At 64.7% G+C, this 22,757-nt stretch carries 25 protein-coding genes; 22 read left to right on the top strand and 3 right to left on the bottom strand.

Going from position 1 to position 22,757, the window contains the following annotated elements; all coding sequences use genetic code 11:
- Window positions 1–48: 48 nt before the first annotated feature.
- The 20 genes from ACVILL_RS33915 (at window position 49) to mtnK (ending at window position 19,358) form a co-directional block, all read left to right on the top strand.
- Window positions 49–414 carry an NADH-quinone oxidoreductase subunit A gene (locus ACVILL_RS33915; RefSeq protein WP_018271860.1) on the top strand — a complete coding sequence of 122 codons (366 nt, stop codon included), beginning with the start codon at window positions 49–51 and terminating at the stop codon, window positions 412–414.
- Window positions 405–1,010, top strand: a complete 606-nt coding sequence (locus ACVILL_RS33910; RefSeq protein WP_106317657.1) for a NuoB/complex I 20 kDa subunit family protein — start codon at window positions 405–407, stop codon at window positions 1,008–1,010. The genes ACVILL_RS33915 and ACVILL_RS33910 overlap by 10 nt, the downstream gene beginning before the upstream one ends.
- 12 nt (window positions 1,011–1,022) lie before the next feature.
- Complete coding sequence (locus tag ACVILL_RS33905; protein ID WP_456733028.1) at window positions 1,023–1,640, top strand: NADH-quinone oxidoreductase subunit C; 618 nt, start codon at window positions 1,023–1,025, stop codon at window positions 1,638–1,640.
- 2 nt (window positions 1,641–1,642) lie between these two features.
- Window positions 1,643–2,833: an NADH-quinone oxidoreductase subunit D gene (locus ACVILL_RS33900; RefSeq protein WP_456733027.1), complete on the top strand. Its 1,191-nt coding sequence runs from the start codon at window positions 1,643–1,645 to the stop codon at window positions 2,831–2,833.
- Between the two features lie 43 nt (window positions 2,834–2,876).
- Window positions 2,877–3,488, top strand: coding sequence for an NADH-quinone oxidoreductase subunit NuoE (gene nuoE, locus ACVILL_RS33895; protein ID WP_456733026.1), 612 nt, complete (start codon window positions 2,877–2,879; stop codon window positions 3,486–3,488).
- Between the two features lie 47 nt (window positions 3,489–3,535).
- Window positions 3,536–3,700, top strand: coding sequence for a hypothetical protein (locus ACVILL_RS33890; protein WP_456733025.1), 165 nt, complete (start codon window positions 3,536–3,538; stop codon window positions 3,698–3,700).
- A gap of 19 nt (window positions 3,701–3,719) precedes the next feature.
- Window positions 3,720–5,045 (top strand): NADH-quinone oxidoreductase subunit NuoF, encoded by a 1,326-nt coding sequence (gene nuoF / locus ACVILL_RS33885; protein ID WP_456733024.1) that lies wholly within the window; start codon window positions 3,720–3,722, stop codon window positions 5,043–5,045.
- A gap of 9 nt (window positions 5,046–5,054) precedes the next feature.
- The gene (gene nuoG, locus ACVILL_RS33880; protein ID WP_456733023.1) at window positions 5,055–7,130 is read left to right on the top strand and encodes an NADH-quinone oxidoreductase subunit NuoG; all 2,076 of its coding nucleotides are present in this window, start codon (window positions 5,055–5,057) and stop codon (window positions 7,128–7,130) included.
- Between the two features lie 10 nt (window positions 7,131–7,140).
- Window positions 7,141–8,211, top strand: a complete 1,071-nt coding sequence (nuoH, locus tag ACVILL_RS33875) for an NADH-quinone oxidoreductase subunit NuoH (protein ID WP_456733022.1) — start codon at window positions 7,141–7,143, stop codon at window positions 8,209–8,211.
- Between the two features lie 7 nt (window positions 8,212–8,218).
- Entirely contained in the window at window positions 8,219–8,713 is a 495-nt protein-coding gene (gene nuoI, locus ACVILL_RS33870) for an NADH-quinone oxidoreductase subunit NuoI (RefSeq protein ID WP_018271854.1), read from the top strand.
- Window positions 8,714–8,722: 9 nt separating this feature from the next.
- Complete coding sequence (locus ACVILL_RS33865) at window positions 8,723–9,361, top strand: NADH-quinone oxidoreductase subunit J (protein WP_456733021.1); 639 nt, start codon at window positions 8,723–8,725, stop codon at window positions 9,359–9,361.
- Window positions 9,358–9,666: an NADH-quinone oxidoreductase subunit NuoK gene (gene nuoK, locus ACVILL_RS33860; protein WP_016841823.1), complete on the top strand. Its 309-nt coding sequence runs from the start codon at window positions 9,358–9,360 to the stop codon at window positions 9,664–9,666. Before ACVILL_RS33865 ends, nuoK begins: the two co-directional genes overlap by 4 nt.
- Before the next feature lie 7 nt (window positions 9,667–9,673).
- Window positions 9,674–11,746 carry an NADH-quinone oxidoreductase subunit L gene (nuoL, locus tag ACVILL_RS33855; protein WP_456733020.1) on the top strand — a complete coding sequence of 691 codons (2,073 nt, stop codon included), beginning with the start codon at window positions 9,674–9,676 and terminating at the stop codon, window positions 11,744–11,746.
- On the top strand, window positions 11,747–13,261 hold the full coding sequence (locus ACVILL_RS33850) for an NADH-quinone oxidoreductase subunit M (protein ID WP_456733019.1): 1,515 nt from the start codon (window positions 11,747–11,749) through the stop codon (window positions 13,259–13,261). It begins immediately after the preceding gene.
- A 10-nt stretch (window positions 13,262–13,271) separates the two neighbouring features.
- The gene (gene nuoN, locus ACVILL_RS33845; RefSeq protein WP_456733018.1) at window positions 13,272–14,708 is read left to right on the top strand and encodes an NADH-quinone oxidoreductase subunit NuoN; all 1,437 of its coding nucleotides are present in this window, start codon (window positions 13,272–13,274) and stop codon (window positions 14,706–14,708) included.
- A 60-nt stretch (window positions 14,709–14,768) separates the two neighbouring features.
- Window positions 14,769–15,575 carry a biotin--[acetyl-CoA-carboxylase] ligase gene (locus ACVILL_RS33840; protein WP_456734427.1) on the top strand — a complete coding sequence of 269 codons (807 nt, stop codon included), beginning with the start codon at window positions 14,769–14,771 and terminating at the stop codon, window positions 15,573–15,575.
- Window positions 15,575–17,245: a ribonuclease J gene (locus tag ACVILL_RS33835; protein ID WP_456733017.1), complete on the top strand. Its 1,671-nt coding sequence runs from the start codon at window positions 15,575–15,577 to the stop codon at window positions 17,243–17,245. The genes ACVILL_RS33840 and ACVILL_RS33835 overlap by 1 nt, the downstream gene beginning before the upstream one ends.
- Before the next feature lie 41 nt (window positions 17,246–17,286).
- A complete protein-coding gene (gene mce / locus ACVILL_RS33830) occupies window positions 17,287–17,691 on the top strand; it encodes a methylmalonyl-CoA epimerase (protein WP_456733016.1) in 405 nt (134 codons plus the stop codon).
- Between the two features lie 6 nt (window positions 17,692–17,697).
- A complete protein-coding gene (locus ACVILL_RS33825; RefSeq protein WP_456733015.1) occupies window positions 17,698–17,982 on the top strand; it encodes a DUF1467 family protein in 285 nt (94 codons plus the stop codon).
- Between the two features lie 71 nt (window positions 17,983–18,053).
- Window positions 18,054–19,358 (top strand): S-methyl-5-thioribose kinase, encoded by a 1,305-nt coding sequence (gene mtnK, locus ACVILL_RS33820; RefSeq protein WP_456733014.1) that lies wholly within the window; start codon window positions 18,054–18,056, stop codon window positions 19,356–19,358.
- 15 nt (window positions 19,359–19,373) lie between these two features.
- Here mtnK and ACVILL_RS33815 read toward each other — a convergent pair whose 3' ends face one another.
- Entirely contained in the window at window positions 19,374–19,745 is a 372-nt protein-coding gene (locus tag ACVILL_RS33815; protein WP_456733013.1) for a YciI family protein, read from the bottom strand.
- A 92-nt stretch (window positions 19,746–19,837) separates the two neighbouring features.
- Between ACVILL_RS33815 and ACVILL_RS33810 the strand changes: the two genes are divergently transcribed.
- Together ACVILL_RS33810 and ACVILL_RS33805 are read left to right on the top strand one after the other, a co-directional pair.
- A complete protein-coding gene (locus ACVILL_RS33810; protein ID WP_456733012.1) occupies window positions 19,838–20,230 on the top strand; it encodes a hypothetical protein in 393 nt (130 codons plus the stop codon).
- 31 nt (window positions 20,231–20,261) lie between these two features.
- Window positions 20,262–20,921, top strand: coding sequence for a winged helix-turn-helix transcriptional regulator (locus ACVILL_RS33805; protein WP_456733011.1), 660 nt, complete (start codon window positions 20,262–20,264; stop codon window positions 20,919–20,921).
- A gap of 15 nt (window positions 20,922–20,936) precedes the next feature.
- Here the strand turns inward: ACVILL_RS33805 and ACVILL_RS33800 are convergent, their stop codons facing one another.
- Together ACVILL_RS33800 and ACVILL_RS33795 are read right to left on the bottom strand one after the other, a co-directional pair.
- Entirely contained in the window at window positions 20,937–21,299 is a 363-nt protein-coding gene (locus ACVILL_RS33800; protein ID WP_456733010.1) for a hypothetical protein, read from the bottom strand.
- A gap of 418 nt (window positions 21,300–21,717) precedes the next feature.
- Window positions 21,718–22,755, bottom strand: coding sequence for an ABC transporter permease (locus ACVILL_RS33795; protein ID WP_456733009.1), 1,038 nt, complete (start codon window positions 22,753–22,755; stop codon window positions 21,718–21,720).
- Window positions 22,756–22,757: the final 2 nt, after the last annotated feature.

Raw genomic sequence — 22,757 nt, 5'->3', positions numbered from 1 at the left:
TCAACGAATCTGCGGCACGTCCGAAACCGCAGCAAGAAGGCCTCGCCGATGACCGGCATCCTGCAGAATTATCTCCCACTTGTGGTCTTTATCGGGGTCGCCAGCCTGATCGGTCTGGCGCTCCTGATCGCCCCGTTCCTGGTCGCGTTCCAGTCGCCGGATCCGGAAAAGCTGTCCGCCTATGAATGCGGATTCAACGCTTTTGACGACGCCCGCATGAAGTTCGACGTCCGCTTCTATCTGGTGGCGATCCTCTTCATCATCTTCGATCTCGAAGTGGCGTTCCTGTTCCCGTGGGCCGTGGCATTCGGGAAGCTCGGTGCGACCGGCTTCTGGTCGATGATGGTGTTCCTGGCCGTGCTGACGGTCGGGTTTGCATATGAATGGAAGAAAGGTGCGCTCGAATGGGATTGAGCCCCACCGCCGCATCCTCGCAGCCGGCGATTGCCAAACCTGATATCGCAATGGCTCCGAAGGGTATTCTCGATCCGTCGACCGGCAAGCCGGTCGGTGCCAACGATCCGTTTTTCCTCGAGGTCAATCACGAGCTGTCCGACAAGGGCTTCTTCGTCGCCGCGGCCGATGATCTCATCACCTGGGCGCGCACCGGCTCCTTGATGTGGATGACCTTCGGTCTCGCCTGCTGTGCGGTCGAGATGATGCAGGTCTCGATGCCGCGCTACGACGTCGAGCGTTTCGGCTTTGCGCCGCGCGCGTCGCCGAGGCAGTCCGACGTGATGATCGTTGCGGGCACCCTGACCAACAAGATGGCGCCCGCGCTGCGCAAGGTCTACGACCAGATGCCGGAGCCCCGCTACGTCATCTCGATGGGCTCCTGCGCCAACGGTGGCGGCTACTACCACTACTCCTACTCGGTGGTGCGCGGCTGCGACCGCATCGTGCCGATCGACATCTACGTGCCGGGCTGCCCGCCCACGGCGGAAGCGCTGCTCTACGGCGTGCTGCTGCTGCAGAAGAAGATCCGCCGTATCGGCACTATCGAACGCTAAGGTTTTTACGTCATGGACGACGGCAAGCTCGACGCCCTTGGGCAGACGATCGTGAGCGCGCTTCCGGGCGCCGCCACGGCGCACTCGGTCGCGTTCGATCAACTCACTATCGACGTCGAGATTGGCAGAATCGTGGACGTCGTCACTTTTCTGCGTGACGATGCCGGCTGCCGTTTCGTCAACATCACCGACGTGACGGCGGTCGATCATCCGAGCCGCGAGAAGCGCTTCGACGTCGTCTATCATCTGCTGTCGCCGACGCTGAATGTGCGCATCCGGCTGCGCGGGCAGGCCGACGAGACCACGCAGGTGCCATCGATCATCGGCGTCTTCCCGGGCGCCGACTGGTTCGAGCGCGAGACCTACGACCTCTATGGCGTGATCTTCACCGGCCACCCGGACATGCGCCGCCTGCTGACCGATTATGGCTTCGACGGCCATCCGCTGCGCAAGGATTTCCCGCTCACCGGCTTCGTCGAGGTTCGCTACGACGACCAGGAGAAGCGAGTGCTGTACGAGCCGGTCCGGCTCAACCAGGAATTCCGCAAGTTCGATTTCCTGTCTCCGTGGGAGGGGGCTGACTACCCCTTGCCGGGTGACGAAAAGGCGAAGGCGGAACCGAAGGCCTGATCATGAACGAACAGAATCTTCGTAATTTCACCATCAACTTTGGACCGCAGCACCCGGCCGCTCACGGCGTTCTGCGTCTCGTGCTCGAATTGGACGGCGAAGTCGTCGAGCGCGTCGATCCGCATATCGGCCTGCTTCACCGCGGCACCGAGAAGCTGATCGAGCACAAGACCTATCTGCAGGCGATTCCGTATTTCGACCGGCTCGATTACGTCGCGCCGATGAACCAGGAGCATGCGTTCTGCCTCGCGGCGGAAAAGCTGCTCGGGATCACCGTGCCGCGCCGCGGCCAACTGATCCGCGTGCTGTATTGCGAGATCGGCCGCATCCTGTCGCATCTGCTCAACGTCACCACGCAGGCGATGGACGTCGGCGCGCTGACCCCGCCGCTGTGGGGCTTCGAAGAGCGCGAGAAGCTGATGGTGTTCTACGAGCGCGCCTCGGGCTCGCGCATGCACGCGGCGTTCTTCCGCGTCGGCGGCGTGCATCAGGACCTGCCGCCGAAGCTGATCGACGATATCGAGGCGTGGTGCGATCCGTTCCTCAAGGTCGTCGACGACCTCGATCGGCTGCTCACCGGCAACCGCATCTTCAAGCAGCGCAACGTCGATATCGGCATCGTGCCGCTGAAGGAGGCCTGGGAGTGGGGCTTCTCGGGCGTGATGGTGCGCGGCTCGGGCGCGGCCTGGGATCTGCGCAAGTCGCAGCCCTACGAGTGCTACGCCGAGATGGATTTCGACATTCCGATCGGCAAGAACGGCGACTGCTACGACCGCTACCTGATCCGCATGGAAGAGATGCGCCAGTCGGTGCGCATCATGAAGCAGTGCGTCCAGAAGCTGAAGGCGGCCGACGGGCAGGGCCCGGTCGTGGTCGAGGACAACAAGATCGCGCCGCCGCGCCGCGGCGAGATGAAGCGCTCGATGGAAGCGCTGATCCATCACTTCAAGCTCTACACCGAAGGCGTGCACGTGCCGGCCGGCGAGGTCTACGCCGCCGTCGAGGCGCCGAAGGGCGAGTTCGGCGTCTATCTCGTCGCCGACGGCACCAACAAGCCCTACAAGTGCAAGATCCGCGCGCCAGGCTTCGCCCATCTGCAGGCGATGGATCACATCTGCAAGGGCCATCTGTTGGCCGACGTTTCCGCCATCCTTGGCTCGCTGGACATCGTGTTCGGCGAGGTCGACCGGTGATGATGTCCGCATCCGCACCGCGCGCTAATTGAGAGTTTGATCGATGTCCGTCCGCCGCCTTGCCCCGAAGGAATTGCAGCCCGCGAGCTTCACGTTCACGGACGAGAATCTGGCCTGGGCCAAGAAGCAGATCGAAAAGTATCCGCCGGGACGCCAGGCGTCGGCTGCGATCGCGATCCTGTGGCGCGTCCAGGAGCAGCATGACGGCTGGGTCTCGGAAGCGGCGATCCGCGCCGTCGCCGACCTGCTCGAGATGCCGCATATCCGCATGCTCGAGATCGCGACCTTCTACACCATGTTCCAGCTCTCGCCGGTCGGCAAGAAGGCCCACGTGCAGGTGTGCGGCACCACGCCGTGCCGGCTGCGCGGCGCCGCCGACCTGATCGAGGTCTGCCAGCATCGCATCCATCACGATCCATTCCAGCTGTCGAAGGACGGCAACTTCTCCTGGGAAGAGGTCGAGTGCCTCGGCGCCTGCGTGAACGCGCCGATGGTGCTGATCTGGAAGGACACCTATGAGGACCTGACCAAGGAAAGCTTCGGCAAGGTGCTTGACGGTTTTGCCGCCGGCAATCCGCCGAAGCCGGGCCCGCAGATCGACCGTCAGTTCTCGGCCCCGGCAGGCGGGCCGACCACGCTGAAGGAAGTCACCTGATGGGGGGCATTCAGGTGCAGACGAACGGGACGGGGAGGGCGGCTTCGATGAAGGCCTGGCGCATGATCGCGCTGCATACCGTTGTCGCGGCCGGCTTCATGTTCCTGCTGCAACGTTACGGCCTCAGCGCCACGCTGGAATCCAGCCTGCTGTGGGCAATCGTGTTCGGCGGCTGCGCCGCCGGGCTCGCTTATTCGCAAGCCAATCGGTGATGTTCGGAAAGTTTTTGTTATGCTCGACGACAAGGACCGCATCTTCAAGAACCTCTACGGCCTCCATGATTGGGGCCTCGAGGGCGCGCGCCGCAGAGGCGCCTGGGATGGCACCAAGGGGATCATCGACAAGGGCCGCGACTGGATCATCAACGAGATGAAGGCGTCGGGCCTGCGCGGCCGCGGCGGTGCGGGCTTCCCGACCGGCATGAAGTGGTCGTTCATGCCGAAGGAATCCAAGGACGGCCGTCCGAGCTACCTCGTCGTCAACGCGGACGAGTCCGAGCCCGGCACCTGCAAGGATCGCGAGATCATGCGGCATGATCCGCATCTCCTGATCGAGGGCTGCCTGCTCGCGAGCTTCGCGATGGGCGCGCATGCCTGCTACATCTATGTCCGCGGCGAGTTCATCCGGGAGCGCGAGCACCTGCAGGCCGCGATCGATCAGGCCTATGATGCCAAGCTGGTCGGCAAGGACAACACCAACGGCTGGCCGTTCGACATCTACGTCGCGCACGGCGCCGGCGCCTATATCTGCGGCGAGGAAACCGCGCTGCTGGAGAGCCTCGAAGGCAAGAAGGGCCAGCCGCGGCTGAAGCCGCCATTCCCGGCCAATGTCGGCCTCTATGGCTGCCCGACCACCGTCAACAACGTCGAGTCGATCGCGGTCGCGCCCGACATCCTGCGCCGCGGCGCCGCCTGGTTCGCCGCCATCGGCCGGCCGAACAATGTCGGCACCAAGCTGTTCTGCGTGTCCGGTCACGTCGAGCGGCCATGCAACGTCGAAGAGGCGATGGGGATTCCGTTCCGCGAGCTGATCGAGAAGCATTGCGGCGGCATCCGCGGCGGCTGGGACAATCTGAAGGCCGTCATCCCCGGCGGCTCGTCGGTGCGCATGGTGCCGGCCGAGCAGATCATCGATACGCCGATGGATTTCGACAGTCTGAGCAAGCTGCGCTCGGGCCTCGGCACCGCGGCCGTCATCGTGATGGACAAGTCGACCGACCTGATCCGGGCGATCGCGCGGATCTCGTATTTCTACAAGCATGAGAGCTGCGGCCAGTGCACGCCGTGCCGCGAGGGCACAGGGTGGATGTGGCGCGTGCTGACCCGCATGGCCGACGGCCGCGCCCACAAGCGCGAGATCGACATGCTGCTCGAGGTCACCAAGCAGGTCGAAGGTCACACGATCTGCGCGCTCGGCGACGCCGCGGCGTGGCCGATCCAGGGCCTGATTGCGCACTTCCGTCACGAGATCGAAGAGCGCATCGACCAGTATTCGCACAAGGCCGATCTCGACGATCAGGGCGTTCGTGATCCCGTCCATATGGTCGCGGCGGAGTAGAGAAGAGACATGAGCAAGATCATCGTCGATGGCAAAGAGATCGATGTGCCGCCGGAGTACACGCTGTTGCAGGCGTGCGAGGCGGCGGGCGCCGAGATTCCGCGCTTCTGCTATCACGAGCGGCTGTCGATCGCCGGCAATTGCCGGATGTGCCTGGTCGAGGTGAAGGGCGGCCCGAAGCCGGTCGCAAGCTGCGCCTGGGCCGTGCGCGACTGCCGTCCGGGCCCGAAGGGCGAGCCGCCGGAGATCTCGACCCGTTCGCCGATGGTGAAGAAGGCGCGCGAAGGCGTGATGGAGTTCCTGCTGATCAACCATCCGCTGGACTGTCCGATCTGCGACCAGGGCGGCGAGTGCGATTTGCAGGACCAGGCGATGGGCTACGGCGTCGACACCAGCCGTTTCGCCGAGAACAAGCGCGCGGTCGAGGACAAGTATCTCGGCGCGCTGGTCAAGACCTCGATGAACCGCTGCATCCAGTGCACGCGCTGCGTCCGCTTCTCCGCCGAAGTCTGCGGCGTCCCGGAAATGGGCGCGACCGGTCGCGGCGAGGACATGGAGATCACCACCTATCTCGAGCAGGCGCTGAGCTCAGAGCTGCAGGGCAATCTCGTCGACATCTGCCCGGTCGGCGCGCTGACCTCGAAGCCCTATGCGTTCGCGGCGCGGCCGTGGGAGCTCGGCAAGACCCAGTCGGTCGACGTCATGGACGGCGTCGGATCTGCGATCCGCGTCGACACCCGCGGCCGCGAGGTGATGCGTATCCTGCCGCGCATCAACGAGGCTGTGAACGAGGAGTGGATCTCCGACAAGACCCGCCACGTCGTCGATGGCCTGCGCACGCAGCGCCTCGACCGGCCCTATCTGCGCGAGAACGGCCAGCTCAGGCCCGCGACCTGGCAGGAAGCCTTCGCCGCAATCGCCGCCAAGGCCGGCCGCAGCGACGGCAAGCGGATTGGCGCGATCGCCGGCGATCTCGCCGCGGTCGATGAAATGTACGCGCTGAAGGAGCTGCTGGCTGCGTTCGGCTCGGTCAATCTGGCGGTGCAGGGCGGCGACGCCTTCGACGCCAAGGCAGGCCGCGGCTCCTACATCTTCAACCCCACCATTGCCGGCATCGACCAGGCCGATGCGATCCTGATCATCGGCTCGCATCCGCGCAAGGAAGCCGCGGTGCTGAACGCGCGGATCCGCAAGCGCTGGCGCACCGGCGGGCTCAAGGTCGGCATGATCGGCGCGAAGGCCGATTTCACCTATGACCACGACTATCTCGGCGCGGGCACCGACACGCTCGCCGACCTCGTGGCAGGCAAGCACTCCTTTGCCGACGTGCTGAAGAACGCGCAGCATCCGATCATCCTGGTCGGCGCCAGCGCCTACACCAGGCATGACGGTGCTGCGGTGCTGGCGCAGGCGGCCAAGCTCGCCGTCGACGTCGGCGCCCTGAAGGACGGCTGGAACGGCTTTGCCGTGTTGCAGGATACGGCGTCGCGGGCCGGCGCACTCGATATCGGCTTCTCGCCGGCGGCCGGTGGCCTGACCACCGCGCAGATGACGACCTTCGGCACGCTCGACGTGCTGTTCCTGCTCGGCGCCGACGAGATCAAGGCGCCGGACGGCACCTTCGTCGTCTATATCGGCACCCATGGCGACCAGGGCGCGCACCGCGCCGACGTCATCCTGCCCGGCGCGGCCTACACCGAGAAGTCCGGCATCTACGTCAACACCGAGGGCCGGGCGCAGATCGCCAATCGCGCCGCGTTCCCGCCGGGCGAAGCCCGCGAGGACTGGGCGATCATCCGTGCGCTGTCCGACGTGCTCGGCAAGAAGCTGCCGTTCGACTCGCTGCAGGCGCTGCGGCAGGCGATGTTCAAGAGCTATCCGCATCTGATGCGGCTCGACCAGATCGAGGCCGGCAAGGCCTCCGACGTCAAGGCGCTGGCCGGCAAGGGCGGCAGCGTCGACAAGGCGGCCTTCAAGCCGACCGTCGAGGACTTCTATCTGACCAACCCGATCGCGCGGGCCTCTGCCGTGATGGCGGAATGCTCGCGGCTGGCGTCGGGCCGAATGCTGACGGCAGCGGAGTGAGCGTGACCTGATGGCTGAATTCTTCGCAAGCTCGTTCTGGACCGGCTTCCTCTGGCCGCTGATCATCATGGTCGCGGAGAGCCTGTTGCTGCTTGTCGTGCTGCTGATCGCGATCGCCTACATTCTGCTCGCCGACCGCAAGATCTGGGCGGCGGTGCAGATTCGCCGCGGCCCCAACGTGGTCGGGCCATTCGGATTGCTGCAATCCTTCGCCGACCTCTTGAAATTCGTGTTGAAGGAACCGGTGATTCCGTCCGGCTCCAACAAGGGCGTGTTCCTGCTGGCGCCGCTGGTCTCGTGCGTGCTGGCGCTGGCCGCCTGGGCCGTGATCCCGTTCAATCTCGGCTGGGTGATTTCCGACATCAATGTCGGCGTCCTCTACATCTTCGCGATCTCGTCGCTGTCGATCTACGGCATCATCATGGCCGGCTGGTCGTCGAACTCGAAATATCCGTTCCTGGCGGCGTTGCGCTCGGCGGCGCAGATGGTGTCCTACGAGGTTTCGATCGGCTTCGTCATCATCACCGTGCTGCTCTGCGTCGGCTCGCTGAATCTCTCGGCCGTGGTCGAGGCGCAGAACACTCGCGGGCTGGCGCACCTGATCGGCCTGCCGCAGCTCACCATCCTGAACTGGTATGTGTGGCCGCTGTTCCCGATGTTCGTCGTGTTCTACGTCTCGGCGCTGGCGGAAACCAACCGTCCGCCGTTCGACCTGGTCGAGGCCGAATCCGAACTCGTGGCCGGCTTCATGACCGAATACGGCTCGACCCCGTATCTGCTGTTCATGCTCGGCGAGTATGTCGCGATCACCACGATGTGCGCGCTGGCTTCGATCCTGTTCCTGGGCGGCTGGCTGCCGCCGGTCAATCTGCCGCCGTTCACCTGGATTCCGGGCATCGTCTGGTTCGCCCTGAAGGTGTTCTTCATGTTCTTCATGTTCGCGATGGCGAAGGCGATCGTGCCGCGCTACCGCTACGATCAACTGATGCGGCTCGGCTGGAAGGTGTTCCTGCCGCTGTCGCTGGCGATGGTGGTGATCGTGGCCGGCGTGCTGCAGTTCGCCGGCATCGCGCCGAAGTGAGGCCGTCATGAGTGTCAATGTCAACGCAACAGCCCGCTCGCTCCTGCTCTCGGAATTCGTCTCGGCGTTCTTCCTGGCGATGCGCTATTTCTTCCAGCCGAAGCCGACGCTGAACTATCCCTTCGAGAAGGGCCCGATCTCGCCGCGCTTCCGTGGCGAGCATGCACTGCGCCGCTACCCGAACGGCGAGGAACGCTGCATCGCCTGCAAGCTGTGCGAGGCGATCTGCCCGGCGCAGGCGATCACCATCGAGGCCGGCCCGCGCCGCAACGACGGCACCCGCCGCACGGTGCGCTACGACATCGACATGGTGAAGTGCATCTATTGCGGCCTGTGCCAGGAGGCCTGCCCGGTCGACGCCATCGTCGAGGGACCGAATTTCGAATTCGCGACCGAGACCCGCGAGGAACTCTACTATGACAAGGCGAAGCTGCTCGCCAATGGCGACCGCTGGGAGCGCGAGATTGCGAAGTCGATCGCGCTCGACGCGCCGTACCGGTGAGGTGAGGGCATGATCCTTCCGGCGCTGTTCTTCTATCTGTTTGCCGCGGTCTGCGTGGCCTCGGCGGTCATGGTGATCGTCTCGCGCAATCCCGTGCACTCCGTGCTGTTCCTGATCCTGGCCTTCGTCAACGCGGCCGGGCTGTTCATCCTGATGGGCGCCGAGTTCCTCGGGATGATGCTGATCGTGGTCTATGTCGGCGCGGTCGCGGTGCTGTTCCTGTTCGTGATCATGATGCTCGACGTCGACTTCGTCGAGCTGCGCGAGGGCTTCATCCAGTATCTGCCGATCGGCATCGTGATCGGCGGCATCTTCATGTTCGAGCTCTTGCTGGTGGTCGGCGCCTGGGTGATCAACCCGCAGGTCACCAAGACGATCACGGCGGCGATCCCGACCAATGTCAGCAACACCGAGGCGCTCGGCCTCGTGCTCTATACGAAGTACATCCATTACTTCCAGCTCGCCGGCATGGTGCTGCTGGTCGCGATGATCGGCGCCATCGTGCTGACGCTGCGCCACAAGGCCAACGTCAAGCGGCAGAACATCAACGTGCAGAACGCGCGCACGCCCGAGATGGCGATGGCGATGCGCAAGGTGGCGTCGGGGCAGGGCCTGCAGGACGCCGATGCGGCGGAGTGGGTGAAATGACGATCGGGCTGGGGCACTATCTGGCGGTCGCCGCGATCCTGTTCACGCTCGGGATCCTCGGCATCTTCCTCAATCGCAAGAACATCATCGTCATCCTGATGTCGATCGAGCTGATCTTGCTGTCGGTCAACATCAACCTGGTGGCGTTCTCGACCTTCCTCGGCGACATCGTCGGCCAGGTGTTCGCGCTCCTGGTGCTGACGGTGGCGGCCGCCGAGGCCGCGATCGGCCTCGCCGTGCTGGTGGTGTATTTCCGCAACCGCGGTTCGATCGCGGTTGAAGACGTCAATCTGATGAAGGGCTGATCCGGCGATGATACAGGCAATCGTCTTCCTGCCTCTGCTGGGAGCCATTCTCGCAGGCATCATTGCGCTGACGGGCGCGCATGCGCGCTGCCCGAGCGGCGACACCGTCGACCATCACGACGACGCGCATGGCCACGCCCATGTTTCGACGGCCCATGATGATCACGGCCATGACGACCATGGTCACGATGACCACCACGTCTCCGAGCCGGCTGCCACGGGTTCCCGGCTGGCCGAGCTGATCACCACCGGCCTGCTGTTCGTCTCGGCGGCGCTGTCCTGGTTTACGCTGGTCGACGTCGGCTTCATGCACCACGACGCGCGCGTCGTGCTGCTGCCCTGGATCACCTCGGGCGACCTGCAGGTGGCCTGGTCGCTGCGGGTCGACACCCTGACCGCCGTGATGCTGGTCGTGGTCAACACCGTGTCCGCGCTCGTCCACCTCTATTCCATCGGCTACATGGACGAGGACCCGAACCGGCCGCGCTTCTTCGGCTATCTCTCGCTGTTCACCTTCGCGATGCTGATGCTGGTGACGTCGGACAACCTCGTGCAGCTGTTCTTCGGCTGGGAGGGAGTCGGTCTGGCGAGCTATCTCCTGATCGGGTTCTGGTACCAGAAGCCGTCGGCCAACGCGGCGGCGATCAAGGCCTTCGTGGTCAACCGCGTCGGCGACTTCGGCTTCGCGCTCGGCATCTTCTCGATCTTCGCGCTGGTCGGCTCGACCGACTTCGAGACCATCTTCCATGCCGCGCCCGGACTGACCGGCAAGACCATCGACTTCTTCGGCTGGCAGGCCGATGCGCTGACGCTGACCTGCCTGCTGCTGTTCATGGGCGCGATGGGCAAATCGGCCCAGTTCCTGCTGCACACCTGGTTGCCGGACGCGATGGAAGGCCCGACGCCGGTGTCGGCGCTGATCCACGCCGCGACCATGGTCACCGCCGGCGTCTTCATGGTGGCGCGGCTGTCGCCGCTGTTCGAGCTGTCGCCGACCGCGCAGGCGGTGGTGATGTTCTTCGGCGCCACCACGGCGTTCTTCGCCGCCACGATCGGCCTGGTGCAGAACGACATCAAGCGCATCGTCGCATACTCGACCTGTTCGCAGCTCGGCTACATGTTCGTGGCGATGGGAGCAGGGGCTTATTCGGTCGGCATGTTCCACCTGTTCACGCACGCCTTCTTCAAGGCGTTGCTGTTCTTGGGCTCCGGCTCGGTGATCTATGCGATGCATCACGAGCAGGACATCCGCAACATGGGCGGCCTGTGGCGCAAGATCCCGTACACCTTCGCGGTGATGTGCATCGGCACGCTGGCGCTGACCGGCTTCCCGCTGTTCGCCGGCTATTTCTCCAAGGACGCGATCATCGAGTCGGCTTATGCCGCGCACAACCCGTTCGCGACCTACGCCTATCTCTTGACGATCGCGGCCGCCGGCCTGACCTCGTTCTACTCCTGGCGTCTGATCTTCAAGACGTTCTTCGGCGAACCCCACGACCAGAAGCACTACGAAGCGGCGCATGAGAGCCCGGTGTGGATGCTGGTGCCGATCGGCGTGCTCGCCGCCGGCTCGATCCTGGCGGGCCTGCCGTTCAAGGAGCTGTTCGCCAGCCCGCACGGCGTCGAGGAGTTCTTCCGCGAATCCGTCAAGATGAACCCGCACATCCTCGAGAATATGGAGCACATGCCGGGCTGGCTCGCGCCGCTGCCGACCGTGATGATGGCGCTCGGCCTGTTCGTCTCGTATATGTTCTACATCCGCAGGCCGTATCTGCCGGTCGAGCTCGCCGAGCAGCAGCCGATGCTGTACCAGTTCCTGCTCAACAAATGGTACTTCGACGAGCTGTACGACTGGATCTTCGTGCGCCCGGCGAAGTGGCTCGGCTACACGCTCTGGAAGAAGGGCGACGGCTTCATCATCGACGGCTTCGGTCCGGACGGCGTCTCGGCCCGCGTGCTCGACGTCACCCGCAACGTCGTGAAATTGCAGACCGGCTACCTCTATCACTACGCATTCGCGATGCTGATCGGGGCCGCCGGATTGATCACCTGGTTCATGTTCGGCTTGGGAGGCCAGTAAATGACAACCTGGCCCATCCTTTCGGTCACGACCTTCCTGCCGGCGGTCGGCGCGATCCTGGTTTACCTGCTGGCGCGGGGCGGCGACGAGACCGCGAGCCGCACGGCGCGCTGGATCGCGCTGTGGACCACGCTGATCACCTTCGCGGTGTCGCTGATCCTGGTGGCGCGTTTCGATCCCGCCTCGACCGACTTCCAGTTCGTCGAGAAGGCTTCCTGGCTCGCCACCGGCATCACCTATCACATGGGCGTCGACGGCATCTCGCTGCCGCTGCTCATCCTGACCACCGCGATCATGCCGCTCTGCATCATCGCGAGCTGGAGGTCGGTGACGCAGCGCGTCGGCGAATACATGATGGCGTTCCTGATCCTGGAAACGCTGATGATCGGCACCTTCTCGGCGCTCGACCTCGTGCTGTTCTATCTGTTCTTCGAGGGCGGCCTGATCCCGATGTTCCTGATCATCGGCGTCTGGGGCGGTCCGCGCCGGGTCTACGCGTCGTTCAAGTTCTTCCTCTACACGTTCCTCGGCTCGGTGCTGATGCTGCTCGCCATCATGGCGCTGTACTGGAACGCCGGCACGACCGACATCCCGACCCTGATGCACACCGCGGTGCCGCGCGGCATGCAGACCTGGGCGTGGATAGCCTTCTTCGCCTCGTTCGCGGTGAAGATGCCGATGTGGCCGGTGCACACCTGGCTGCCTGACGCGCATGTCGAGGCGCCGACGGCGGGCTCGGTGATCCTGGCTGCGATCCTGCTGAAGATGGGCGGCTACGGTTTCCTGCGCTTCTCGCTGCCGATGTTCCCGCTGGCCTCACACGACTTCGCGCCGTTCGTGTTCACGCTGTCGGTCATCGCCATCATCTACACCTCGCTGGTGGCGATGATGCAGGAGGACATGAAGAAGTTGATCGCGTACTCCTCGGTCGCGCATATGGGCTTCGTCACCATGGGTATCTTCGCGGTGACCACCCAGGGCGTCGCCGGCGGCATGTTCCAGATGGTCTCGCACGGCATCGTCTCGGGCGCGCTGTTCCTCTGCGTCGGTATCGTCTACGACCGCATGCACACCCGCGAGATCGCGGCCTATGGCGGCCTCGTCAACCGGATGCCGCTCTATGCGATGACCTTCATGGTCTTCACCATGGCCAATGTCGGTCTGCCCGGCACGAGCGGCTTCGTCGGCGAGTTCATGACGCTGCTCGGCACCTTCAAGATCTCGCTGCCGACGGCGTTCTTCGCCACCACCGGCGTGATCCTGTCGGCCTGTTACGCGCTCTGGCTCTACCGCAAGGTGGTGTTCGGCGCGCTGGTCAAGCCGTCCTTGATGTCGATCAAGGATCTCACCTTCCGCGAATGCGTGACGCTGTTCCCGCTGATCGCGCTGACCATCCTGTTCGGCGTCTATCCGAAGCCGGTGCTCGACATGTCGGCCGCCTCGGTGCAGCAGCTCGTCAACAATTACCAAACCGCCGTGACTGCCGTGAAGGCAGCCGCGCTGACCGTCCAGTAAGGCCCTCGTCATGAGCTTTTCCAGTGCAGGTTATCAGTTGCAGCCGGTGCTGCCGGAGCTGGTGCTCGCGGTCGGCGCCATGGTGCTGTTGATGATCGGAGCCTATCGCGGACAGGGGACGACGCGGCTGATCACGGCGCTCGCCGTGCTGCTGCTGGTCTTGACCGGTTTGCTGGAGCTCTGGCTGCCGGCCGGCAAGCTCGTGACCTTCGGCGGCAGCTTCATCGTCGACGATTTCGCCCGCTTCCTGAAGATCCTTGCGCTGATCGCATCCGCAGCGACGCTGATCCTGTCGACCGAGTATCTGTCGCAGCCGTCGAGCCGCAACTTCGAGTTCTCGATCCTGGTGCTGCTGTCGACGCTCGGCATGATGGTCTTGATCTCGGCCGGCGACCTGATCTCGCTCTATCTCGGCCTCGAGCTGATGAGCCTCGCGCTCTACGTCGTCGCCGCCAGCCAGCGCGACAATGCCAAGTCGAGCGAGGCCGGCCTGAAGTATTTCGTGCTCGGCGCACTGTCGTCGGGCATGCTGCTGTACGGCGCCTCGCTGATCTACGGCTTCACCGGCACCGTCAGCTTCGCCGGCATCGCGGCCGCCGCGACCACCGGCAGCATCGGCATCGTGTTCGGCCTGGTGTTCCTGCTCGCCGGCCTCTGCTTCAAGGTCTCCGCGGTGCCGTTCCACATGTGGACGCCCGACGTCTATGAGGGTGCGCCGACACCGGTGACGGCGTTCTTCGCCTCCGCCCCGAAGGTCGCGGCGCTCGCCGTGTTCACCCGCGCGACGCTGACCGCGTTCCCAGGCATCGTCACCCAGTGGCAGCAGATCCTGGTGTTCGTGGCGATCGCCTCGATGGCGCTGGGCTCGTTCGCCGCGATCGGCCAGACCAACATCAAGCGGCTGATGGCCTATTCCTCGATCGGCCATATGGGCTTCGCCCTGGTCGGCCTGGCCTCCGGCACGGTCGAGGGTGCGCAGGGCGTCTTGATCTACATCGCGATCTATGTCGCGATGACGCTCGGTTCTTTCAGCATCATCCTGGCGATGAAGCGCAACGGCCAGGCGCTGGAGCAGATCAGCGATTTCGCGGGCCTGTCCCGCACCAACCCGCTGATCGCCTTCGTCTTCGCGATGCTGCTGTTCTCGCTGGCCGGCGTCCCGCCGCTCGCCGGCTTCTTCGGCAAGTGGTACGTGTTCGTCGCCGCGATCAAGGCCAACCTGTTCACGCTCGCCGTGATCGGCGTACTGACCTCTGTGGTGGGCGCGTTCTACTACCTGTCGATCGTCAAGGTGATGTATTTCGACCAGCCGCTCGGCAAGCTTGACCCGGTCCGGGTCGAGCTGCGCACGGTGCTGGCGGTCGCGGGCATCTTCAACATTTTCTACTTCGCCTATCCGGGCCCGCTGGTAAGTGTAGCCACGGCGGCGGCGAAGTCGTTATTCTGACGCGCATGATCCGAAACGAGGAGACCGGCTTTCGGAAATGATCATGTGCCAACTCCCAAAATGACGTTCGCGCTCGGACCCCGGGCCATTGCGGCGGGCACCAAGCTCGCCGCCTTCGATCAGATCGGCTCGACCAATGCCGAGGCGATGCTGCGCGCCCGCGACGGCGAGCAGGGGCCGATGTGGTTCGTGACGCCGGAGCAGACCGCAGGCCGCGGCCGCCGCCAGCGGGTCTGGGTCGCACCGCGCGGCAACCTCGCCAGCACGATCCTCGAGGTGACGGACGTTCAGCCGGCGGTCGCCGCCACCCTCGGCTTTGCCGCCGGGCTGTCGCTCGAGGCCGCGCTGCGGAAGGTCTCGATCGAGGCGGCGCTGCGGCTCGGGCCGGACAGCCCGAAGTTCACGCTGAAATGGCCGAACGACGTGCTGGCCAACGGCAAGAAACTATCGGGCATCCTGCTGGAGGCCGAGGCGGTCGGCAGCCGGCTGGCGGTCGTGGTCGGCATCGGCACCAACGTCGTTGCAGCGCCCGAGGGGACGCCGACGCCCGCCGTGTCGCTCGCCGGGCTCGGCATCCAGATCGGGGCGGAAGAGCTGTTTGCCGCATTGTCGGACGCCTGGGTCGAGTTTCGCGGCATCTGGGACGATGGCCGCGGCTTCCCGGAGATCCGCCGGCTGTGGCTGGAGCGCGCGGCCGGGCTCGGCGAGCGGGTCGCGGTCCAGACCGGCACGGCGACGCTTGAAGGCACCTTCGATACGATCGACGACACCGGCTGCCTGATCGTCCGCACCGCGAGCGGCGAGCGCCTGCCGGTGACCGCCGGCGAGGTCTATTTCGGCAGCGCCGCCTCCGTGAGGGTAGTCTGATGGCGCGTCCCGACGAGCTCACCTTTGCACCGCTCGGCGGTGTCGGCGAGATCGGCATGAACCTGTCGATCTATGGCCTCGGCAACCGCCACCAGCGCTCGTTCCTCGCGGTCGATCTCGGCGTCTCCTTCGGCGACGAGGAGCATCTGCCGGGCATCGACCTGATCATGCCCGACGTCCGCTTCCTCGAGAAGGAGCGCAACAACCTGATGGGCCTCGTGCTGACCCACGCCCATGAGGACCATTTCGGCGCGATCATCGATCTCTGGCCCAAGCTCGGCTGCAAGATCTACGCAACGCAGTTCTCCGCGGCGCTGTTCGAGGCCAAATGCGCCGCCGAGCGCAATCCGCCAAAGATCCCGGTCACCGTGATTCCGTCGGGCGGGCGGGTCGACATCGGGCCGTTCAATGTCGAGTTCATCCCGGTCGCGCATTCGATTCCGGAATCGCACGCGCTGGCGATCAGGACCGATGTCGGCACCGTGCTGCACACCGGCGACTGGAAGATCGATCCGACCCCGGTGATCGGCCAGCCGACCGACGAGCGGCGGCTGCGCGAGCTCGGCGACGAGGGTGTGCTGGCGCTGGTCGGCGATTCCACCAACGCGGTGCGCGACGGCCGTTCGCCCTCGGAGACCGAGGTTGCTGCTACCATCAAGAAGCTGGTCAAGGCGGCCAAGGGCCGGGTCGCGGTCACGACCTTCGCCTCGAACGTCGCCCGCGTGAGGGCGGTGGTGGACGCCGCCAACGCCGCCGACCGCGAGGTCGTGGTGGTCGGCCGGGCCATGGAGCGGGTGGTGCAGGTGGCGCGCGAATGCGGCTATCTCGACGGCTCGCACAAGTTCCGCAGCCCCGACTATTACGGCCATTTCCCGGCCGACAAGGTGCTCGCGCTGTGCACCGGCAGCCAGGGCGAGCCCCGCGCGGCGCTGGCGCGGATCGCCAACAACGACCATCCGCAGGTGACCCTGAACAAGGGCGACACCGTGATCTTCTCCTCGCGCACCATTCCCGGCAACGAGAAGGCGGTCGGCGGCATCATCAACGGCTTGGTGACGCAGGGCGTCGATATCATCACCGACCGCGAGCACCTGGTGCACGTCTCCGGCCATCCGCGCCGCGACGAGCTGCGCGACATGATTTCCTGGGTCCGGCCGCAGCTCCTGATCCCCGTGCATGGCGAGGCGCTGCATCTCGCCGAGCATGCCAAGCTGGCGCGCGCCGCCGGCGTCCCCAAGGTCCTGACCTGCCGCAACGGCGACCTCGTCAAGCTCGGGCCCGGCGAGCCCAGCATCGTCGGCGAAGTGCCGGTGGGCCGGCTCTACAAGGACGGAACCATCCTTGAGGATGCCAAGTCGCGCGCCGTGGTGGAACGGCGGAGAATGGCCTTTGCCGGCTGCGCCTTCGTCGCCATCGCCATGACCGCGCAGGGCGAGCTCGTCGACGATCCCGAGGTTGATCTCGTCGGCATGCCGGAGAACAATGCGGCGGGCGAACTGCTCGACGACATCGTGTTCGACGTGGTGGTATCGACGATCGAGGGCCTGCCGAAGCCGCGGCGGCGCGATCCGGACGCGCTCGGGGAATCCGTCCGGCGTGCGGTGCGGGCCGCGCTGAGCGAGCAATGGGGCAAGAAGCCGATCTGCGTCGTGCACGTTCTGACGGTCTGACGCGCGCATTTCAGACCCGGACAAAGACAAGGGAGAGAAACATGCTGGGCCGGCTCAATCACGTCGCCATCGCGGTCAAGGACGCCAAGCACGCCGCGAAGATCTACGGCACCGCGTTCAACGCCGAGATTTCCGACGCCGTGCCGCTGCCGGAGCACGGCGTCATCACCGTGTTCGTGACGCTGCCCAACACCAAGATCGAATTCATCGAGCCGCTCGGCGACGCCTCGCCGATCGCGAAATTCGTCGAGCGCAACGCCGACGGCGGCATCCACCATGTCTGTTACGACGTGCCCGACATCATCGCGGCCCGCGACCGCATGGTCGCCGAGGGCGCCCGCGTGCTGGGCGACGGCCAGCCGAAGATCGGCGCGCACGGCAAGCCGGTGCTGTTCTTCCACCCCAAGGACTTTTCCGGCGCACTGGTCGAGATCGAACAGGCCTGAGACCATATGGCGTACCAGATCTCCACAGGGCTTGCGATCTACTTCGTGCTTTGGTGGCTCGTGCTGTTCCTGACGCTGCCGTTCGGCGTGCGCAGCCAGCACGAGGATGGCGTCGGCGCCCCCGGCACCGACCCCGGCGCGCCGATCCTGGCGCGGATGGGCCGCAAGCTGCTGTGGACCACGCTGATCTCGGCCATACTCTTCGCGATCGGGATGTGGGCCTATTATGCCGGCTATCTCTCGGTCGAGCGGCTGTCGCGACTGATGGGGGTGCCGGAGTTTCACAACTAAGAAGGCCGGGAATCGGCCCACGGCGGGAGTGAGGAATAACCTCACCTCGGGACCAGGCGGAGGAGACACCGATGAACCTGCAGGCGCAACCAGCCTCCGGGCAGAGCGCATATCGAATCCTGCGGGAGGCCGATCTGCGCGACTATCTCGCGGGCCTTCCTGCCATCGTGACGCAACTTGGCGGAGCGCCGGCCGACTGGTCGATCAGCGAGGTCGGCGATGGCAATCTCAACCTCGTCTTCATCGTCAAGGGCAACAGCGGCGGCATCGCCGTCAAGCAGGCGTTGCCCTATGTGCGGCTGGTCGGCGAAAGCTGGCCGCTGCCGCTGTCGCGCGCGCACTACGAGCATCTGGCGCTGGTGCATCAGGCGCGGCTGGCACCCAAGCTCGTGCCGGCGGTGCTGCATCACGACGCGTCGCTGGCGCTCACCGCGATGGAGCTGCTCGAACCGCACATCATCATGCGCAAGGGCCTGATCGAGGCGGTGCGTTATCCGCGCTTTGTCGAGGATATCTCGACCTTCCTGGCGCAGACGCTGTTCTTCTCGTCCGACCTCGCGCTGTCGGCCGCGGAGAAGAAGCAGGGCATCGCCGACTTCGCCGGCAACCATGCGCTCTGCAAGATCACCGAGGATCTCATCTTCACCGATCCCTATCGCGTCGCCGAGCAGAACCGCTGGACCGCGCCGTATCTCGACGCGACGGCGGCGGCGTTCCGCGAAGACCTCGATCTCCATGTCGCGATTAGCAGGCAGAAGCTGAAATTCATGGCGAGTCCGGAGGCGCTGCTGCACGGCGATCTGCACACCGGATCGATCATGGTCACCGAGAGCGAGACCAAGGTGATCGATCCCGAGTTCGCCTTCTACGGCCCGATGGGCTTCGATATAGGCGCCGTCATCGGCAACCTCCTGATGGCTTATCTGGCCTCCGCCGGCCACGAGCGCACGCCGGGCGAGCGCGCATCGTTCGAGGCGTGGCTGTTGGAAACCATCGAGGGTGTCTGGACCGGGTTCTCGCAAAAATTTCTCGCGCTATGGCGCAGCGACGCAAAGGGCGACGGCTATCCGGTGTCGCTGTTTGCGGGCGAAGCCGGCGCCGCGCGGCTGGAGGCGGAACGACAGGCCTACATGGCGCGGCTGTTCCAGGACACGGTCGGCTTTGCCGCCGCCAAGACCATCCGGCGCATCCTCGGCCTCGCGCACAACATCGATTTCGAGTGGATCGCGGACGAGAAACAGCGCGCGATCTGCGAGGCGCGGGCCCTCAAGCTCGCGCGCAACATGATGCTGGAGACGCCGTCCTACACGACGATCGGCGCCGTCACCTACGCCGCCCGCGAACTGCGCCACTGGCAGCCGGATTTTGCGAGGTAGGTCTGGCCGACCGGCCTATTTCGAGATCGCTTCGTAGACCCTGATGCTGGTGATGTAGGGATTGCCTTCCGCCATCCGCTGGGCCTCGTCGATGCTGTCTGCCTCGACGATGATGAACCCGGTTATCGACTCAGGTCCCAACGGCAAATGGGCGGTGCCGGCCCGCGAGATTTCGCGCCCCTCGGCGAGGCGCCCCATCTCGACCATGTTGTTCTTGATTGATGCGAACCATTTGCCCCAGGCTGCCATGATCTCCGGCGTCGGGGTATCGAATCCATACGTCAGGAACACAAACCTCTTCACCGCATCCTCCGTCCGATCCGTCGGCGATCGACTTTGCCGCGCATCGTACACCTCGCGACCGCGCACGCCAATGGTTTGGCGCACGTTGACTACAGTTTTTGTTATGTGTACTATAAAAAATGTAGTAAGCGGAAGGACGGGCGATGTCGATCGTTGCCGCGGGAGAAAGGGCAGGAATGGGCCGCGGCTTCTGGCTCGGCGTCGCCGCCTATCTTGTTCCGACATTCCCGCTAGGTTTTTTCTGGCATCTGGTCTGGTTCGAGGGGCACTACAGCGCGCTGGCGATCTATCGATCCGATCCGATCATTCCATTGGGGCTCGCCTCCATGGCGATCCAGGCCGTGATTTTCTCATGGGCTTTTCCGCGTCTGTATGCCGGTCGCCGCGGTTGGGCCGGTCTGTCGTACGGGCTCGCGATGGGGCTGCTGTCGTGGTCATTCACGACGCTGGCAGTCGCTGCCAAGCATCCCGTCGCTTCGATTGCGGATTACATGCTGCTCGAGACCGGCTTCACTGCTGTGCAATTCCTGATCGTTGGTCCCTTGATCGCGTTGGCATACCGAAATTGACCTTGCAGGCCGACGCAGTCATCATCTGGAGATGAGTAGCACGACCTATCGTCAATTTTGCGCGCTCGCTCGCGCGGCCGAGATCGTGGGCGAGCGATGGACGTTGTTGATCATCCGCGAGCTGTTGATCGGTCCAAAGCGCTTCAGCGACCTGCTCGGTCACCTCAACGGCATGAGCCCGACATTGCTCACGTCGCGGCTTGCTGCGTTGATCGAAAGCGGCGTCGTCAGGAAGATCGACTGGCCGGGGCCGGTGACCGCGCAATTTTACGAATTGACGGAGTCCGGCCGGGAGATCCAGCCGGCGATCCGGGAGTTGATCCGATGGGGCGGTCGCTTTCTGTTCCCGCCGCGCGCCGACGACGAATTCGAGCCCGATTGGGTGCTGCTGGGGCTGGACGCGATTGCCCGGCGAACCCCCGTGCCGGCGATCAAGGTCGGCCTGGTGGTCACCCACGGAAAGAAATCGGCGGGATTTACGGTTGCGGGCGGCGACCTCGGAACGACCATTGTGCGAGGTGAGGCGGGCTGCAAGGCGGTTCTACAGGCTCCGTTTGACGCCGTGCTGCAAATCGTCGGCAAGCGCGTCTCGATCGACAAGGCGCTCGCCGAGAAACGGGCGACGCTGGTCGGACCCGCGGCCCCGGTACGACGGCTCCCGCTGCTGTTCGATCTTGCCGACCGGCTGTAAGCCACAGCGGCATGATTAGCTTTCGGCCGGACGCACGAAACAGAGAATGCCGGCCTCCGGCGTGAAACAGACCACGGCGCGGTTCGTCGGATTGTCGGTTCTGTTGATGATCCTGTTCGGCGGGACCCGCAGCCAGAATGGAGACGACAGCTTCCAGCGACCATCGATCAGCACCTCGTAGCCGTCCCGGTCCTGCCGAAATTCGACCGTTCGGCAATCCGCAATCGAGCAGCACGACGCACCGGTGCCCGGTTGCTTCAGGCTCTCAAACCATGGGGCAAGCGCGGGATTGGGGTTGTCGGGCGGTGCTGCACCCGCGGCCTGGCTCAGGGTAAGTCCGACTGCAACGGCGATCGTCTTGCCGAACCTTCCGCCCATCTCCCGATGTGCTGTTGACGGTGACAAAGGCGCAACCCTCCGCTGCCCGCCAGAGATTAGCGCCGGCTCGGCGGACCTGTTCAGAAATTTTTCACGCAATTGCTGCAGGGCATCTCAGCTGTCATCGCCTGGCTCGACCGGGCGATCCAGTACGCCGCGGCCTCTCTCCAAGCACTACTGTCTCTGGAATACTGGATCACCCGCATTCGCGGGTGATGACACCGCGTGCTTGTACCTTGAATCGAGAAACCCATCTTCATCGTCGTCCCTACGAAAGCAGGGGACCCATAACCACAGGCATTTATTGTTGAGCGATGCTGGAGCGACGAGTCTTGTTCACAACTTTCGCCGCGGAGTATGGCTCCCTGCTTTCGCAGGGACGACGAACGGAGAGAGCTGCAAGCTCATCTCCAGCTCCTCAATCCGCCGCTTGCTCCCGCAGCCGCTGCGCATAGACGTTGATGATCAGCGCGGCGAGCAGGATCAGGCCGCGGATCAGGATCTTCAGGAAGCTGTCGATATTGACGTGGTCGAGGCCGTTGTTGAGCACGCCAAGCACGAACAGGCCGACGATGGTGTTGCCGATGCCGCCGCGGCCGCCGAACAGGCTGGTGCCGCCGACCACCACGGCGGCGATCGAATCCAGCAGGTAAGTGTCGAACTCGTTCTGTTGCGCGCTGCCGAAATGGGCGACGCCGAGCATGCCGCCGATCCCCGAGCAGACCGCCGAGATCACCATCACGCTGCCGAGGATGAGCTTGACGTTGAGTCCGGCAAATTCCGCGGCCTCGCGGTTGCCGCCGACCATGTAGACGTAGCGGCCGAACCGCGTGTAGGTCAGCACCAGATGGCCGCCGAGCAGCATCACGGCCGCGACGATCACGATCCAGGGGATGCCGCCGATCGAGCCCGAGCCGAGCGTCGTGATCAGGTCCGGCACCTTGTAAGCGATCTGGCCGCGCACCAGGAGCGCGGAGACGCCGGCCGCGATCTGCATCATGGCTAGCGTCATGATGAAGGAGGGGATGCCGATCACGGTCAGCCCCAGCGCGTTGACGACGCCGAGCAGCGCGCACAGCGCCAGCGCCAGCAGGATCGCGGCAAAGCCCGGCATCGGGACGTTGGCGATGTTGACGTAGGATTCCTGCAGCGTGAAGTACGCCACCGCAATGCCGGTGACGTTGGCGATGCTGGCGATCGACAGGTCGATCTCGGCGCACAGGATCACGAAGGTGAGGCCGACGGCGATGATGCCGGTGACCGACACCTGGGTCAGGATGTTGCCGACATTGTCGATGGTCGCAAACGACGGGCTCGCGATCGCGAAGAAGGCGCTGAGGAAGATCAGCGTCAGGAACGGCGCGATGTTGCGCATCTGCGAGCGCAGGAAAGGCGCCAGCCCGCGCGACCGCTGGTGATCCGTTCGCGCCGTCGCGCTGTCACTGCTTGTCATCATTC

It is taken from the genome of Bradyrhizobium sp. USDA 3364, from assembly GCF_054056355.1.
This window is presented reverse-complemented; position numbering and strand designations above follow the sequence as displayed.